Consider the following 17129-nt stretch of genomic DNA (forward strand, 5'->3'; position numbering starts at 1 on the left):
CATTCCACCCCGTCCGGTGAATTCCGGTTGAAATGTCCGCGTATGCACCGCCCTAGCACTGTTTGCGGTAATCCCCCGGCGTCATGCCGGTCACTTCCTTGAAGTGCCGGCTGAAATACGGCAAGGTTTTGTAGCCGACCTGTTCCGCTACCTCGTAAACTTTGATTTTCGGGTCCTGCAGCAGCTTCTTCGCCTTTTCCAGCCGCTGGGCGATGACGTAATCGCTGAAATTGATCCCGGTTTCTTCTTTGAACAAATGCCCCAAATAGTTCGGAGCGAACGAAAAGATGTTCGCCGCATCCCGGAGCGTTATGTTCTTATCGAGATGATCCGCGACGTGGCGCTGGATTTCTTCGATCAGCCTTCGGTTCTTTTTGATTTTTTTGCGGTGCAGCTGCTCGGAAATTTCGAACACTTTGCGGCGCAGCCAGGACTGCATATCGTGGGCCGTTTCAAAATAAAATAAAAGTTCCATATTCTGGAACTCCAAGCCAGTAAGCTTGTAAAAGTTTTCGTTAAACGAGTGCAGGTAGTGGTCGAGTTCGGCAATCGTATGCAAAACGAAATGGTAAATCGACAGTTTCGTCTTGAAGCTTTTGGCCAGCACAAACAGGTCCTCGATACTGTCGTCCAGAATCACAAGCTCGTATTGCGCCATGGACGAAAAAAGCGACTGCAAGATATCGTCGAGCTCCTTGGCTTCCCTGACGATGTCCTGCTTGCGGTCGGCCGGCCCGATCAGCCGGCCTTTGCCGTAAAACATTTTGTACGTTAAAGCCTCCACCGCTTGAAGGTACGAACGGCGAATATCGTCCATGCCGCTGGCAGCCTCCCCGAGTCCGGCCGTCACGGACAGCCCCGTATCTTGTTTTGCTTCCGCAATAATGGCTTCAAGCACCGGCACGGCATCCGGTTCGCCGAGGAATACCGCGATGCGGTGATCGGCAATCGTGCAGCAGTACTCGATTCCCCTGGAGCCGATTTTGCCTAGCAGCGAGTTGAACCACTTACTGAAGACGTCTTCCCGTTCTTCTTCCGGGTAAGGGTTCAAATTCCAGGCGAGATCGTCGAATTCGAAGACGGCGACGACCGCGGGAAACGGAATCCGGTCGAGCCCAACCTGCTCAATAAGCGGGAGCGCCGATTTCGCCTCTACCGTTCCCTTGAGCCACTGGCTCATCAGCTCGTTTTTGACGTACGGCTCGGCCTGTTTAAACGTGCGTTCCAAGTCCGTGCGCAACCGTTCCTCGCACAAATGGTCCCTCACCGTCCGCAGCGCCTGCATCATTTCGTCGTCATCGACCGGTTTCAACACGTAGCTGCAGGCGTTCATCGCAATAGCCTGTTTCGCGTACTGGAAATCGGCATGGCCGCTGACGAAGACGATTTTCAGCTTCGGCCAGCGCTCCAGCGCTTTGCGGGCAAGCTCCAGTCCGGACATGTTCGGCATTTTGATATCGGTCACGAGAATGTCGATCGGTTCCCTGCCCAGCACTTCGAGCGCGGTAAATCCGCTGTTTACGGCAGCCGCGACTTCCATTTTCAGTTGTTCCCATGGGACGAATTGGCGAAGTCCCTCCAGATCGAGCTGCTCGTCGTCGGCCAACAGTACCCTGTACATTCGTTGTTCCTCCCGGACCCATTTTCGAGACTCATGTCCCGCTATGCTGTATCATTTATACGCCCTACTTGTTTCCCTTAGTCCCCATAGGAATGCGAATAGAACGTATGCCTGCATGGGCATGCATACGTTCTACCGGATTCGGCTCCCGCTAACGTCTACTTCGAGCCGATTTTTTTCAAGTTGGCTTGCCATTTGTCGGTTTTGAATTTCAACAATTTATCGTAGCCTGCCTGGTTCGCGTCCTTCCCTGCCTTCTCCAGTATGCCGCTTACTTCCTCATCGGTTTTCGCGTACAGGATCTTGGCTCTCGCTTCCGTATAAATATCGCCGATCCGCTGGGAGATAATCCCTTCCTCGGAATCCGGCGCGGGCTCCAGATTGATGAATTCCGTCACGTTGTACGAAGATTTGCGGGTGACGGATTGCGCCCCCACTGCCCAATCATCCTTGCCAGGAGGATATTGCTTCATTACCCGATCGTTGATTTCGCCAAGGAAGGTGGAATTCCCGGCCCATGTGAACGTATCCCATATCCCGAGCAGCCTTGCAACTTCCGTAGATTGATCGAAGTATTCCTTTTTCAGTTTCGGGGCACCCAGATCGTCCGTTCCTTGCCAGTACGTTCCTTCCGGTCCGAAATTGATGACGCGCTGCCCTTCTTCTCCGGTCAGCCAATCCAAGTAAGCGAAGATGCCCTCCGGATTTTTGGCGCTTGTCGTGATGAGGTTCACGTTCCAGCCGAGCACATCGTATTGGGTCGGCCATACTTTGTTTTCGTTCACGTCTTTCTTATGCAGCGGATGGAGGATCGCATAGCCGGCCTCGGGATCTTTTCCCTGCAGCGCGACGGTTCCCCGCTTGCCTAGATCAGTTACGTTGAACGCCGCCGCAACGGCCACTCTGCCGGTCGTAACCTTTTCCCTCACCTGGTCCAGCGTTTGCGTCAGCGCATCTTGCGTCATCAGCTTTTCGCGGTACAGTCTGCTCGCGAATTGCATCGTTTCTTTGTAGACCGGATCGGCGAATATCGATGTCAATTTGTCCCCCTGCGGGACGGCGAGCTGAGATACGAATTGGGTCGGATGGTCGTTCGCGAAGCCTGAGTACAGGACGTCGATCCCTTGGCCGGCAATCGTTACCTCGAACGGAATGACATTCGGGTATTTGTCCTTCACCTGTTTCAAAAAGGCGTACAAGTCGTCGAACGTTTCCAAAGCCGGCGAGCCGAGCTCCTTGTGAATCTTTTTGTTGACGATATAGCCGCCGTTGCCGGTCGGAAGCTTCGTATACCAGTTCGGGAACTGATACAGCTTTCCATCCTCGGATTTCAGCATGCTGATCGCCGCCGGCGACGCCCATTTTTTCAAGTTCGGATACTTATCCAAATACGGGTCGAGAGGGACTAGCTTTCCCGCCTTGCGAAGCCTTTCCACGTCGGCCCCCCGCTCGGTGAAGATGACGTCGGGCAGCTCGCCGGAGGCGATCATCGTATTGAGTTTTTGTGCGGCGGCCCCGCCGGACGGAATATTGTTGACGATTACCTTTTTGTTCTCCTTGATCCATTTGCTCGCGATGTCTTCTCCCCATGGCTGCATCGTATACCAGTCGTAGCTTCCGTAAAAGCTGAACGCCAGCGGAGTTTCGCCAAGTGTGAATTTGCCCTCCGTAACGTTCGGCTGATCGGGCTTCTTGACTTCCCCGTCCGTTCCTTTCTCGCAGCCGGCTATTGCGATCATCGTACCAAGCGTTAAAACCAGCATGACGGACCAACCGTTCCGAAACTTCATGCCGTCTCCCCCGTTTCCAAAGATTGATAGTCAAGCTACTCTTTCAACGATCCGACCAGAACCCCTTTTACGAAAAACTTTTGCAGGAATGGATATACGAGTATGACCGGAACGGTAGCCACCATCATCGTCGCCATCGTCAGTGACTTGGTCGTGACGCTCCTCATCCGGGTCATATGCTCCTGGGCCGCGGAATTGGCCTGCATCAGTTGATCCGACAAAATGTTCGAGTTCATGATTTGCTGCAAAACCGTCTGGATCGGCAGCAGATCCGACTTCGATATGAAAATGCTTGCGGTAAACCAGTCGTTCCAGTGATAGACCGCCGTAAACAGCGACAGCGTGGCGATGACCGGACCGGATATCGGCACTACGATTTTAAAGAAAATGCCTAGATGGTTGCAGCCGTCGATCTTCGCCGACTCCTCCAGCCCGGCCGGCAGCCCCATGAAGAACGTGCGGAACACGATCATGTTCCAGACGCTGATGATGGACGGAATCACTAGCACCCAGAAGCTGTTCATCATGCCAAGCTCCCGGTTGAGCAGGAAAAACGGGATCAGTCCGCCGCTGAAATACAAGGTGACGATGCAAAATATCATATATCCCTTCTTGCCGATCAGCCCGCGGACCGACATTCCGTAACCGAACAACGCCGTAAAAAAGATCGATAGGGCAGTGCCGATTCCCGTTCTCGTCACCGAGACGACGAACGCATTCAATAGCCGTTTATCCTGCAACACGATTGCGTAATTTTCCAGCGTAAACTGCCTTGGCCATACCGTAAGGCCGCCCAATGCGGTGTCCGCGCCTGTATTGAACGAAATGACGATCGAATTCCAGAACGGATACAGCGTCGCGATTCCGAATACGGTCAGCAGCGCGTAGATCGAAGCTTGCAGCAGTTTATCTCCCAGACTGAGCTTCATGTTTTGTTCACCCTCGCATTCGCTACTACCATAAGCTTGTGCCGAACTTTCTGGCGATCGCGTTGGCGATCGTGAGCAAACCCACGCTGATTACTGCCTTAAACAAGCCGACCGCCGTCGCATACGAATACCGGGAGCTGAGTATGCCGACACGGTAAACGTACGTATCGATGACGTCGGATACGTCTCTCAGCACCGGGTTGCGGGCGAGCAGCAAAATATCCTCGAAGCCCGCGTTCAAAATGTTTCCTATCGCCAGAATCAGAAAGATGATTATGACGGGGGCGATGCATGGAACCGTAATCATAAAGATTTGCTTCCAGCGTCCGGCTCCGTCGATCGCCGCCGCTTCGTACAAATGGGGATCCACCCCGGCAATCGCCGCCAAATAGACGATCGTAGCGAAGCCGACTTCTTTCCAAACCCCGGTCGAAATGAGAATCGCCCAGAAATAGTCGGGAATGGACAGGAAGTTCATCGGCTCGCCGATCAGGCGAAGCTTCTGCAGCATTATATTCACGCTGCCGTTATCCACTGACAGCATAGAGATGACGAGTCCCGAGACGATGACCCACGATAGGAAGTGCGGCAAATAGCTGATCGTCTGCACGAGCCGTTTGAAGAAGAGGTGCCTGACCTCGTTCAGCATGAGCGCCAGTACGATCGGCGCCGGAAAGCCGATCAGGAGCTTCAGCAGGCTGATTACGATCGTATTGCGCATGATGCTCCAAAATTCCGGCGCTTCGAAAAACATGCGAAAGTGTTTAAACCCCACCCACGGGCTTCCGAGAAATCCTTTGAAAATGTCGTAATCCTGGAAAGCCATCAAAACGCCGTACATCGGGATGTACATGAACACAAAAATAAAGAGCAATGCCGGAATGACCATGATCTGGGCGTCCCACTGCATCGCGAGCCTTTTCCATACCGGCTTCCCGTGCTTTTTCCGCTCCTTTACATTTGCAATCGCTTCCGGTTCCAACTCATCACCTTCTACCTGTCGATCTTGCCCTCTACTTATCGATCTTGCCTCGAGGCCTACAATCATGATATAGGACCGGTATTCATCTATCTACGTGACCGATCAACGAAAAATGTTACTTTGCAAAGGAATCCGTCATACCCGCAAAGCGGTGTCCTGCTTCGAAGCGCTATTGGCCGACAAAACCAATAACCCGCCAAGATCAGTTCCATCCACTCGGATATAATCGCCATTCTTGATTCGCTCGCCCGCACCAATTTGAGCAATTCATCCTGCTTTAGATAGTACACATCGTCCACCAGTTTCAGGATCCCGATGCCGACCAAATGGCGCTCCATTTTTCAAACATGAATGTTTCAAGAGAAGCAAAATAGCCTTAGTCCGGTGGAGTTCCGAACTAAGGCTATTGCTTAGAGCGACGGTACTGGATCCCGATCAATAGGATATCGGTTAGGAACCTCCCATCTTCCTGAGAAAACCGGCAGCTCAAAAAACACCGGACAGCGGGAAGCCGATTCCCCGCCGCACGGTGCCTTGCCGCATCGCGTGAGTTATTTCACAATTTTCTCCTGTTTCTTATTTTCCGGGATCGGCGCGGGCTCCACGCTTTGATCGTTCGCGGTAAGATCGATGCCGTAATCCTTGGCAAACACCATATGGGTATCGACAAGAACGTTATCGGTATGTTCGTCGAGCTGGAATACCCGGGCGCCGCGCAGCCGGTTCCGATCGGCGCCCGGCAAACCGTACGTGCCGAAGCCCGCGCTGCCGGCATAGCCGAGCAGCACGCCGTAGTAGTTGCCGTGATACGTATTGACGTGATCATGACCGCAAAAAACGCCTTTGACGTCGCCTCGGGCCAAAATCGCCGAGAACATGCCGCTATTGATCGGACCGGGGCACTCGTCTTCGTTACGTTCCCCCACGATCTGGTGCTTGATGACGGCCCTTGCATGATCGGCCTCGGACCGTCCGTCCACGCTGGCGTACCACATGAATCGGTGCTCCCAGAGCGGGATATGAATGAACATCAGCGAGGGCACTTTATATCCCAGTTTCTGCTCGAGCTTTTTGGAAGTTTCGTAATACCATGCCACTTGATCCAGACGCAGCCAGTCCCAAGTCGGGTATCCTTCGAAGTCTTGTCCGGCAATTGTGTTCGGCGCATACCTTCCACTATCCAGCAACCAAAGGTTGAAACCCGCCTTCGAGCCTTGGGAGGAACCGATCATCAGGTGGGTATTCCCTGTCCCGGTAATCCCTCCTTCTCCGAGCTGGTTCACATTATGCTTGTACGCCATATAAAATTTCAGCATGTCTTCTTCATCGAGACCGCCGTTCGGAGTCGAGTCTTCGTCGTGATTCCCGAAGGTGATGGCCCACTTGATTCCCCGTTGCTCCATGGGCTGGACAACGTTGTTCATTGCCTGCTTCATCTCCACCGCCGTATCGCAGCCCCCGGTAATGTTGTCGCCGTTAAGGACGACAAAATCCGGCTTTTCGGCGTCGAGCACCTTCTCCATCAGCTCCACGGTCCGCCGATCGATGTGCTCATCGTCCTGCGTGTCGTTAAATTGGACGATTTTGAACTTTCCATCGGAGTTAAACTTCAGCTTCACGTTATCGTTGGTCGCGGCCTCTACCTCTCCTCCGCCGAACAAGTCGACGGGAACGCCCGCCGATGCGAGCGTCAGCGCCAGCATGCCCGCCCCTCCGACTTTCAAAACATCTCTTCGGCTCATGCTTTTGCCTGCTTCATCTTGACTCATCCCATCATACCTCCTACTTGGATTGGTATAAGTTCCCCTCCAATCTATCGAAATTATGTAAGATGGAGATTACCTTGATCTAAAGGATATGTAAATCTTCCGATCTGTTTGGAGATCGTTAAGTTTATCATTCCCTTTCGTGAAGGAATCCACTAGTGAGGAGGCCGAAATTCGACGATTGTAATCGTCCTGGCCGTGTTCAAAGGGATGAAAAAGCCGGTTCAAGGCTCGGGCGCAAGGCTGCTGCTGCCGATCGTCTCCTCCTCGCTTTAACGAAGTTTCAGATCGATAGTCATTAACCTTGTACGCTGGCACCAATTTTTAATTCATTTTGGCTCCATGCGAGAGTGTAAACAACACTGCTTGTTCGGTATCCATTCGCAACCCCTTGATCGTGATGGCCTTAAAATTCACACCATCCATTTTAGCTCCTCTTACATCAGCTCCCTGTAATTTCGCTTTAGCTAGCATTGTTCTCGTAAGATCACAATTTCTTAAGTCGGCTCTTTCTAAATTGGCTTCGGTTAAATCGGCTTCAAAAAATTTAATTCCACGTAAATCTTGCTTAACCAATCTGGCACTTCTCAAATTCGTATAAGACCAGTCCCCTTCGAATATGGTGATTCCATCCATTTTGGCACTAGAAAAATCCGAACCCGTCATTTTGCATTTTTCAAATTTCGAGACAAATAGATTTGTTTCGGTAAAGTTACAATTCTCAAACGCGGATTCCTTATGAACGGAGCTATTCAACGAGGCACCCCGAAAATTACATTCAACGAAACGGCAGTTCCTCGTTGTAATCTCCTCTAACGATCCGTTAGCAAATTTGCAACGATGAAAAGTGCAACTTATTAGCGCGCCATACCTCAAATCTTGATTGCTAAAGTCTACTCCTTCATAATTTTGATTGATTTGCTCAAACATGATACTTCCTCCTACTTAATAAATAACAACACCAAGGCTCCAATTGAGCTTAAACAATTACAACAGATCAGCTACTCTATTACCAGTATCATACAGAACAAATGTTCCTGTGTAAATTGGAATGTTATATCCCAGCTGACCCGTTAGCTTCATGCATTTGCCCGTTATTTAAGCTATTGTTCAACGAATCCTTTGAAATATTTATGTATTTCAGTTGCTTCATTCCATTGAGGAAATCGGGTTTCTGACTAATCATACACATTCCTAAGTCTAAGATTCGCAGGTTCTTAAGCCTCTCTAACTCAAGCGGTAGTTCATGGATCGAGGTGTATTGAATCGTAAGCTGCTCCAGTTGCTCCAATTCCCCAATCTCCGGGGGGATACGGTTTAGGCTGATCTCTTCTTTCAGCTTAGCCCGCCACCCGGGAGTCGGCCGATCCGAGCTCGCACACTGGATGCAAAGCAGCCTAAGATTCTTGAGCCTGGCAATGGATGCAGGAATGCTCTCCAAATCAGCCGTCAGGATTTTCAAGCGTTCAAGCTTGCTTAACTCGAACAGCCCTTCGGGTAGACGATACAGATCCTGTTCAAATATTTCTAGATCACGCAGCTCTGTAAGCTCCCGGATTCGCTCAGGCAGCTCTAACAGCCCATGTCCACTTATATATAGCCAGTCGGTATGATGCTTAATTGCATCATCTAGCAAACGATCCAAGTCCCGGTGAGCCTTTAATTCCAAAAAAAGCCCCGTAATTCGATCCATCAGTTCGATTGCTTCTTCCTCAGTTACCTCCATACCATACATATGTTCATGCACAACTGAGTAAAGGAAGTCGCCGCCACCTTCTTTCAAGAAACACAAGTCTTCCGGCAGGTTAGGATAAATCCAATCTGACAGGCGGTTTGCCATTTGCTTCAGTAGATTCCCGCTTTCTTCACAGCATCTATAAAAATAGTAGGTTCCCGTGGTATAAAAGGCGTCACTTCGATAGGTATTTCTTATTTGTATAACTTCATCTATATTATCGCCTTGGATTACGATTGTCTTGACCAGGTAAGGTTCCAGGGCTTCCAATTTGCTTGTGTAAAGGTCACGGTTCACATCAGCCGCATTCGCTATCTTCTCCCCGAGCACGAACCATTTCGAGTTTCGTATCGCTAAATCTATTACCGCCTCGTAAGCTTTACCTTTTGGATCTGTATACATCCTCATCTCATTAGTCTCCATTTCCATTTGAATAAGATATACTATGTGACCCTTTGTTCGCCATACTGTACTGCCCTTTCGCGTAACAAGGCCGCCGACCATCGCGGCAGCCTTGTCTTGTCTGTGGTGTCATAATGCGCTATCGTTCTCCTGAAGTATTGGAAGGAAATATTCTTTATTGTTATCACCAATGAATTGAATACCTTTTAGAAGGTCAAACTGTGAAATTTCTTCTTTACTTAAACCCCTAGCATCAAAAATAGCTTCACCAGAAATAATTATCGTTCCCTTATCGTCGTATTGAATACCTTCGCTTTGTATCTTAATTACCCTGTCTTTTAAAAGTTTTGTGAGTATCACATCCACGTTGTCAACGACACTAATTCTATTCGGATTTTGCATAACTATGCTGTAAGTTAATTTTTGATTGTATATATCCTTTTGTTCAGGAAGAACGGCTCCGATTGAAGCCGAACTACTGGAAATGTATAAATTAATGTCTCGATCTTCAGTTTTATTCGTACAACCTGAAGTTGTGAAAAAAATAACAATAAAAGTAATTAAATAATACTTCATTAAGATCGCCCACCTGAAAATGTATTCACATCGTTATTAATCTTACGTTTCCACTACCTGGAAAGTTGCGTTAAACTGCTGCCCCTTACTTTAACTAATAACGGCAGCCGACCCTGTGCCGGCTGCCGCGAAAGTCGCGATCGACCAGTTACGACTTTCCCGAGCATGACTGGAGAATGGAGCGTTTGACGGTTGTCATCGGGTTCCCCTCCTGCTCTCATAGTAACATGTTTGCAATGGGGCAACCCTGTAATTGAATACGAAAAAACGACCCGTCGGTTAAGCCGAATATGCAAAAACCCCGGACTTATTGTCCGAGGTTTCCGTTTGTGGAAGGTTATTCAAACAAAACCGGCAAGTCCCCCAGCGACCGAATGATTTTGTGCGGTTGAACGGAGGAAGCGGATGGGGGGCCCGCTTGTTTGTGATCGAGCCAGATGCCGGCGATCCCCAGGCGCTGAGGCGCCGCTACCTCCCATTCAAAGTTGTCTCCGACCATCCAGGCTTCATGGGGCGCGACACCCAGCTGCTCCAAAGCTTGATGATACATGCGGGCGTCGGGCTTGCCGAACCCCAAATCCCCTTCGATCAAGATGCAGTCAAAATACGGCGTCAGCTCAAAGCGGTGGACTTTCCCCCACTGCACACTTGCATTCCCGTTCGTGAGCAAGGCCAGCTTGATCCCTTGCCGACGAAGCTGCTGGAGGACTTCGATCGAATCCGGAAACAGTCGAATCGCTCCGTCCCGCAGATCGGTATAGGCTGCCGCGATCCTGCCCGCCCGGCCGCCCTCCACCCGCTTCAGTTGCAGGTAACACTCTTCAATAATGGTTTGCCTGGCTTTGACGAGATCCTGCTGGCCTAAGCGGTGCCGCTCTGGGTCGCTCCAATACCATTTGGCTTGCGCCTTAATCCGGGAGAGCAGTTCTTCCCAGTGATTCTCGTCTTCCTCCGCATGGCTTCGAATAGCCTCTCGCCAAAACCTATCTGTGTCGACTCCATGGTCAAACGCTATGATCGTGTCATCCAAATCCAGAAGGATTGCTTTGGGCTGTTGACCTTTCACTGTATCACTTCCCCGGTTCAAAATGCTTCCTCTACATTTCCAGTATAAGGGGAGAACGGCCATAAAAATAATGAATCTATGTAATAGTTGGTATTAATCCAGATAATAGCCGAATTGCCTCTAACCTATGATCGACTTTCGCCGGCCAGTACCAAGCTGACCTGGAGGGTGTCCGAGAGGGCAGGATTGATGACGGTACCGAAGATGAGGTTGATTTGGCTCCCCAAATGGTCTTGCACCGCCCGCACAATCCGATCCACTTCCGGCATAGTCAACTCGTCTGAAGCGGTAATCGTCAAGATTGCAGAGGAAGCACTCTCCCGAGTGTCAGTCGACCGAGAGGCTTCTGAAAACAACTGCTCCAAAACCTCGGTTATTTTATTCGCACCGGTTGCCTGTCCAAACCTTAGTTCAGCTTTCCCTTGATTACGGATGAGGGCTTGGATATCCTGGATCCGGATGGGCGTGTTCAAAAGCAAGGAAGAAAGACCAACCACAGCGTGAACCGTATGGTCCACCGGCTCCGAAGCGGAGCTAACCGATCCATCGAACCATAAGTCGACCTGATCCATGAACTCCTGATGAGGTGGCGGCTCAATGTCCTCTTCGGCTTTGGTCGGATGATAGATGCCGATCGTAGGAATGCCTAGCTTCTTCGCCTCCCTCGCGAGGATGGAGGCAGGCTCGGGAGGACCGGCCAAAATAAACAGCAACTCCGACTTCTGCAAACCTTTCCGGATTTGATGCAGCTCTTCCTGAACGCCGACCTCGTACGACGAGCCCTGGATGGAGATCGTTTCGCAAATCAAGCCTGTTCCAAGGCCCCCCTCCTCGGAAAGATGCAAGATGTCCAAGTGTGGTTCCACCTGCATTAACCCGGCCAGCACCGGGGCCAGGTCACCGCCAATCCCTATGACTTTTACCGATGCTTTATGTTCCAGAAGCTTACGGATTCCTTCTGTCTTGGTAAGGGAAGCTTTCTGTAGAGCACCCAAGGGGTCTCCGTCAAAAAGGGAACGTGCGGTTTCCCAAATCTCTTGCTGAAGTAAGATCTCTGCTTGTTCGTGTCGAAGCCGCTCGAGATGTTGATTGACAAGCTCGAGGAACGCGTCCGGTTCCATTCCTCCGACCAAGGCCTTAATCTCCCGAAGGGAAAGCCCCATTTGCTTAAGAAGCAGAATAAGCCCCAAAGTCGTCTTTTCCCGCTCCGTGTAAAACCGATAGTTAGTTTCCGAGGTTGAATGCGGGAGTAGCAGCCCGATTTCCTCGTAATACCGAATGGCGCGGACGGAAATTCCCATACTGGCGGCCAACTCCCCGATGGCGATTAATTTGTCCATGCGAAAATCACTCCTCCCTTCTGCTAGTATTGTACCGGCTTCCGCAACGGAAGAGTCAAGAACTTCGACTCTCTGGGATCCCAACCGGCTTCCCGGGTGAAAGCATCAAAGCTGCCGATTCATCTCGGCAGCCTCGTCCTTGCCCTCATCGAGTGGGCTGGCTGGGAAATTTTAAAATCAGTTGCCTATTCACTCCTTTTTCTTTCCATTCAACTGTAATCTCCGATTTATTTATTAATTCTTCGGCTTCTTCTTGATTTTTAAATAAATAGTTCCTATAGATTTCGTATTCTTCATTTGTATCTAAGTAGCCATGATTTATCCCTTCATGTCCTGATCCATTCGTGTACTTTATTGGAGTTGATTCGACAAAATTTATCTTTATTGATTCAGCCCTTAATTTTCCCTTGTTTTCTAACCTCACTAGTATGTTTACTAAAAATGACGATTCACTTGAAGATGGCTCGGTTATTATTTGATAATTGATTGAACTCCAAATATCTACGCCATCCTTGACATTTTGTAAGTGATTATATAATGGGTTATCTACTTCATCCGAACTACAACCAATAACAAATGCAGAGATAATTAGTATATAACCGAACTTAATTATTGTTTTCATGTTTTCACCTGTACATAATGATTTCATATAACGTCTAGGTATTCCCAAACCCTTGCCTCCTTAAGGAGCGAACGCCGGCACGGTCGTGCAGGGTTGTCTACCTGAATTTCAGCGTATCCTTACGATATCGAAACACACCTACATTTGATAACGCTTCGAAGCAAGCATTAGTTTCACTTCAACCTGCCCTTCAATGAGCGAGCTTTTTTTGAGTAGGGAATACGGATGGCTCTCGTCTCCGTCGTACCACAATTGCAAAGGCCCCATCGAACTATAGCTCTGTTCGATGGGGCCTAATGTGGCGTCAGCTGGATAAAGTCGACATACGAGTGTCCGCTTTTATAGAGCCCTCTTGCTCGTTAACGCAACAAGGCCGCCGTTCAGTGTTCCTGTTTAGCAAAGGATATTTATCGTGCCATACAAGACATTATTAATGAAATCATCAAGCCTTGAGATATAGAAATCCATATATCGTTTTTCCAATATGTCTTAGTGTAAAGACTAAATAATCTAAAAATGATGAAAGCGCAGACAGATATAAGAGTCCAGTTCAGGAACAAACCTACAAAAAAACGGGAAAACATTGCTTCACCTCTTGCTCACCATATTACAAAACTCTCCCAATCCTATTCCGTGAAGTAAATCTGTCCTTAGTGGAGAAGAGCTTTAATGACCTTGGCTGGGTTACCACCAACAACCACATTATCAGGAACATCCTTAGTAACAATCGCTCCAGAGGCGATAACCGCGTTATTGCCAATTTTTACGCCAGGATTGATAACCGCGCGCCCGCCGATCCATACGTTGTGGCCGATCGTGACCGGCTTACCGTATTCCGCTCCGGTGATTCTATCCTCAGCCTCTAAGGGGTGAGTTGCGGTATAGATGTGGACGCCGGGAGCTAGGAAGCAATTGTCACCAATACGAATTTCACAAACGTCGAGGAAAACGCAATCGAAGTTTGCATAGAAGTTCTCACCGACATGGATGTTATATCCATAATCGCATCGGAATGCAGGCTCGACGTAAAAATGATTCCCTGTTGAGCCGAACAGCTCCCGAAGGAACGCTTTTCTTTGATCATTCTCTGTTTCAAGCGACTGGTTGAAAAGCCGTGTCAGCCGCCGCGCGTTCATGCGATCCTTCACCAACTCCGGATCGGCCGCCTGATAAAGCTCGCCGTTTAGCATCTTTTCTTTCTCGGTTTTTGTTTGCACAGCGCCATCCCTTTCAATAAAATCCCTCCAACAATACAACTTTTATCTATATGATTCATGAAATATCGTCAATATCCTGCCCCTTAACGGAGCGGAAGGAACGAGGACAGCTACAAACAGAAAAGGGAGCCTCTCCTTATGAGGGTCTCCCTTACTGGGGTACGTTATGACTTTCCTGTCTTGGTCGCCAGCTCGATGAGCATAACGATGAGGATGAGGAACTGTATGAGCGTATCTACACTCATGACGATCGCCTCCGTCTCCAAAGTTTAGCTCCTTCGCCCAGGCTCCCCCTCCCATGGATTGCATTACGTTTCCCATTACCAAATTTATTAAGGAATCCTAAAAGATATGCCGATACGGTAAGCTTTCATAACCTGCCGTTAGTCGAGCGCAGGCCAACCGATCCATGCTGTATATTTACTTCAGGGACCATTCTTTCATCAAAGCAGTAGCGTCTATTCGGAGCACGGATATCGCGGCTTCGGAGACTTGATCCGCCATCGGCTCGTTATTCAGGTGCTTCAGGAAATCCTCCATATGTTTGGCGGCCATCCCCCTGTCGCCTTTGTCCAATTGATGCAACGCTTGCTTCAAACTGTTCCGCAATTGGTCAACCAGCGGCCCCTTCAATTCGCGAGCTTCGACATATCGGTTCATTAAGTTGGCAACTCCTTCGGGGGTGGCGATCATTGTTAAGCCGAAAGACGCATCCGTCGTATTGCCGGCCTGGTCGGTGATTACGACCCTTAGGAGATGAGGGCCAAGCTTTCCGGCCAAATCAATAGAAGCGCCGTTCTCCAACCGCTTTCCATCTAGGGTGAGTTCCTGGCTTGCTATACCGGATAGTGCATCGTTCGCGTTAAGATTCAGGGCAATCGAGCGATCATCGGAGTAAACGGCACCATCCACAAACGGTTCCCCATTTCCCGTCAGTCCAAAAACCGGCTTCGATTTGTCCATCCGGACGATGAGCTCCTTCGATTGCTCGATGTTGCCTACAGCGTCGATAGAACGGTACTCAAGTCGACTAATGCCTTCATTGGTAAACGCGATCGGTCCGGCATAGGGCTGCCAATTTGCAGGATCCCCCAGCCTGTATTCCGTTTTCGCTACACCGGAACGATCGTTGTATACCGACAACGTGACGGTCGCCTCCGTGTTCAGCCAGCCGTTCTGCGGAATCGGATCAATCAGAGCAATCGTTACCGGAGGCGTCAGATCACGTAGGGTAATATCGATATAAGGCTTAATGTTTTTGGGATTCGTCAATCCAGTTCCGGTAAATTCACCATAAATCCTGGAAGTTCCAATGGCATCGGGGTTATACCCCGCGGAGCTCCAAGTCACGTTCACCTTCTCGGTCAACCCCGTACTTAAGGTTACATCAAGCTGGGAAGGCAAGCCTAAGCGTCCAAACGGCGTACCATCGGAAGCTGTAATTTCTTTTGGTCTTGCCCACGCTACAATATCCTTAGGCTGAGCTTTGGGATCCCAGCCATCAGGGAAAATATAGCTGTCTTTATCCCTCTTGATCAAATAAATATCGGAGAGATACATGGTTGCGGATTGGAATTCATCAGCATAGGCTGTATCTCCTGCGCCATTATACATCCCCCGATAAAGCCCCCATTTGGAACGGTTTTGCTGCCCCGGTTCAACAGGAAGGTCGCCTCTTTCGTCTCGGCCGGTAATCGGGTTCTGCACTTCAGGACGTCTGTAGGTTTCAGCGGTCATCCCGCCTTCAAAAAGCACCTGACCGGTTTCCAGATCGACAAGCTTCCCGTAGACATAACCATGATCGGCTGTTAAGATCGTAACATCAAAATCAAGCCAGCGGTCAACGACCTGTTCAAAAGGAATCGTAAATAACGGTTTGATTCGATCCGCATAATCGCCATCAGGATTGTTCCTGAATTCCAGGTGCCCTTTGCCTCCGCTTGAAACCAGAGATAGAGTAGTCACTGGCTGTCCGGCAGCGTTTCCGGCTATTTCTTTCAGTTGGAAGATGTGCCAAAACCTCCGGGGAGCTATAAAATCGCCGGCATGGTGATCCCCCACATCGTTCTGAAACCTTAAAGTTTCCGACGGGAGCATAAACCTCCAGTGGTGGGTCATAATGTCGCCGCCCTTGCTGTTTGCGTCGATGCTGGAAGCGTTGGTGTTGCTTTTAATCTCCAGCCTTTGACGATCACTGCCCACAGCGCCCCGATCGCCGTCGTCCCGGCTTACGCCGTCCGGAGTTACAAAAGGCAGAAATTCGTGAAACCGTAAAATGTCCGATCCTAGTTTGTCGGTTCCCGGTATATTGGCAATCCCATACTTTTCAAGTGCATCCGTGTCCTTTCTTCCAATGGTTTGCAAATACATGTTATCCCCCAACCATGCTTCATTCACTGTCGAAGCAACCGGGTAATCGCCAGAACGGTCATAGACCGATTGCGACCATGTTTTCCCACTGTATGACGAGGGGGTGTTCGGGCCTTCTACAGAGCCCGTCGTACTGCCGTTGCCGATTTTGGATGCGCCCATAACATCCCATGCATGTTCTCCCCCTCGAATATTGAGAGGCAAATACTTGTCACTCGCTCCCATCCCGGTTATAGAAGGCAAGGTCATTTCTACCTTAACGGTTATCTCATAGGTTCGACTGTTGCTGCTTTCATTCTTATCGGCGACAACCAGATAATACAACGTCGTTCCACTTGTTGAAAACTGGTCCATCTTCGCATCTCCTTTGTTAATGCCGCTGGCAGCAAAAGAGATGGCCGTTGTTCCGTTACTTCTGTATAGGGTTGCGGCAGCACCTGGGTTTGTCCTAACATTCAGCATTTGATATAAGGCACCGTAAGGCAATGAGATATGAATGGTTGCCTGATTCAGATCTACGACTGCGTTTACCGGCTTGTTCACTTCAATTTCTAATAAACCTAAGCTGTCTCCCGGCGTTGCATGAACGGAGGATGCAGGAGTCCCGGATAGGCTGATCAGCATAAGTGCGAATACAAACGAGAGAACTAAGCTTACTCCCCTTTTATAAGCTTGATGCTTAGCCGCGAAGAAGAACATCAAAAAACCTCCTT

Annotated in this window: 13 protein-coding genes; all 13 read right to left on the reverse strand. The window is 49.6% G+C overall.

Annotated elements, in window-relative coordinates; all coding sequences use genetic code 11:
* Positions 1–52 precede the first annotated feature (52 nt).
* The gene (locus tag ACI5FR_RS12215; protein WP_405454787.1) at positions 53–1621 is read right to left on the reverse strand and encodes a response regulator; all 1569 of its coding nucleotides are present in this window, start codon (positions 1619–1621) and stop codon (positions 53–55) included.
* Positions 1622–1779: 158 nt separating this feature from the next.
* Positions 1780–3411, reverse strand: coding sequence for an extracellular solute-binding protein (locus ACI5FR_RS12220; protein ID WP_405454788.1), 1632 nt, complete (start codon positions 3409–3411; stop codon positions 1780–1782).
* A gap of 35 nt (positions 3412–3446) precedes the next feature.
* Positions 3447–4340: a carbohydrate ABC transporter permease gene (locus ACI5FR_RS12225; protein WP_405454789.1), complete on the reverse strand. Its 894-nt coding sequence runs from the start codon at positions 4338–4340 to the stop codon at positions 3447–3449.
* 25 nt (positions 4341–4365) lie between these two features.
* Complete coding sequence (locus tag ACI5FR_RS12230) at positions 4366–5250, reverse strand: ABC transporter permease (RefSeq protein WP_405454927.1); 885 nt, start codon at positions 5248–5250, stop codon at positions 4366–4368.
* Between the two features lie 623 nt (positions 5251–5873).
* Entirely contained in the window at positions 5874–7091 is a 1218-nt protein-coding gene (locus ACI5FR_RS12235) for a metallophosphoesterase (protein WP_405454791.1), read from the reverse strand.
* A gap of 321 nt (positions 7092–7412) precedes the next feature.
* A complete protein-coding gene (locus tag ACI5FR_RS12240; RefSeq protein ID WP_405454793.1) occupies positions 7413–8018 on the reverse strand; it encodes a pentapeptide repeat-containing protein in 606 nt (201 codons plus the stop codon).
* Between the two features lie 124 nt (positions 8019–8142).
* The gene (locus ACI5FR_RS12245) at positions 8143–9231 is read right to left on the reverse strand and encodes a leucine-rich repeat domain-containing protein (RefSeq protein ID WP_405454795.1); all 1089 of its coding nucleotides are present in this window, start codon (positions 9229–9231) and stop codon (positions 8143–8145) included.
* A gap of 123 nt (positions 9232–9354) precedes the next feature.
* Positions 9355–9801 (reverse strand): hypothetical protein, encoded by a 447-nt coding sequence (locus tag ACI5FR_RS12250; protein ID WP_405454797.1) that lies wholly within the window; start codon positions 9799–9801, stop codon positions 9355–9357.
* Between the two features lie 337 nt (positions 9802–10138).
* On the reverse strand, positions 10139–10867 hold the full coding sequence (locus tag ACI5FR_RS12255; RefSeq protein ID WP_405454798.1) for an HAD family hydrolase: 729 nt from the start codon (positions 10865–10867) through the stop codon (positions 10139–10141).
* Between the two features lie 125 nt (positions 10868–10992).
* A complete protein-coding gene (locus ACI5FR_RS12260; protein WP_405454799.1) occupies positions 10993–12207 on the reverse strand; it encodes a MerR family transcriptional regulator in 1215 nt (404 codons plus the stop codon).
* A gap of 145 nt (positions 12208–12352) precedes the next feature.
* Entirely contained in the window at positions 12353–12877 is a 525-nt protein-coding gene (locus ACI5FR_RS12265; protein WP_405454800.1) for a hypothetical protein, read from the reverse strand.
* A 602-nt stretch (positions 12878–13479) separates the two neighbouring features.
* Entirely contained in the window at positions 13480–14019 is a 540-nt protein-coding gene (locus ACI5FR_RS12270; RefSeq protein WP_405454928.1) for a maltose acetyltransferase domain-containing protein, read from the reverse strand.
* A gap of 447 nt (positions 14020–14466) precedes the next feature.
* Positions 14467–17115, reverse strand: a complete 2649-nt coding sequence (locus ACI5FR_RS12275) for an OmpL47-type beta-barrel domain-containing protein (RefSeq protein ID WP_405454801.1) — start codon at positions 17113–17115, stop codon at positions 14467–14469.
* Between the last annotated feature and the right edge of the window lie 14 nt (positions 17116–17129).

The organism is Paenibacillus sp. HJGM_3, from assembly GCF_045062745.1.
GTDB lineage: Bacteria > Bacillota > Bacilli > Paenibacillales > NBRC-103111 > Paenibacillus_AA.

Excerpts from the sequence above, each read along its gene's own strand:
- ACI5FR_RS12220 (WP_405454788.1), bottom strand. The coding sequence starts at position 3,411 with ATGAAGTTTCGGAACGGTTGGTCCGTCATGCTGGTTTTAACGCTTGGT.
- ACI5FR_RS12275 (WP_405454801.1), bottom strand. The coding sequence starts at position 17,115 with ATGTTCTTCTTCGCGGCTAAGCATCAAGCTTATAAAAGGGGAGTAAGC.
- ACI5FR_RS12270 (WP_405454928.1), bottom strand. The coding sequence starts at position 14,019 with ATGCTAAACGGCGAGCTTTATCAGGCGGCCGATCCGGAGTTGGTGAAG.
- ACI5FR_RS12215 (WP_405454787.1), bottom strand. The coding sequence starts at position 1,621 with ATGTACAGGGTACTGTTGGCCGACGACGAGCAGCTCGATCTGGAGGGA.
- ACI5FR_RS12240 (WP_405454793.1), bottom strand. The coding sequence starts at position 8,018 with ATGTTTGAGCAAATCAATCAAAATTATGAAGGAGTAGACTTTAGCAAT.
- ACI5FR_RS12235 (WP_405454791.1), bottom strand. The coding sequence starts at position 7,091 with ATGAGTCAAGATGAAGCAGGCAAAAGCATGAGCCGAAGAGATGTTTTG.
- ACI5FR_RS12245 (WP_405454795.1), bottom strand. The coding sequence starts at position 9,231 with ATGAGGATGTATACAGATCCAAAAGGTAAAGCTTACGAGGCGGTAATA.
- ACI5FR_RS12260 (WP_405454799.1), bottom strand. The coding sequence starts at position 12,207 with ATGGACAAATTAATCGCCATCGGGGAGTTGGCCGCCAGTATGGGAATT.
- ACI5FR_RS12225 (WP_405454789.1), bottom strand. The coding sequence starts at position 4,340 with ATGAAGCTCAGTCTGGGAGATAAACTGCTGCAAGCTTCGATCTACGCG.
- ACI5FR_RS12230 (WP_405454927.1), bottom strand. The coding sequence starts at position 5,250 with ATGCAGTGGGACGCCCAGATCATGGTCATTCCGGCATTGCTCTTTATT.
- ACI5FR_RS12250 (WP_405454797.1), bottom strand. The coding sequence starts at position 9,801 with ATGAAGTATTATTTAATTACTTTTATTGTTATTTTTTTCACAACTTCA.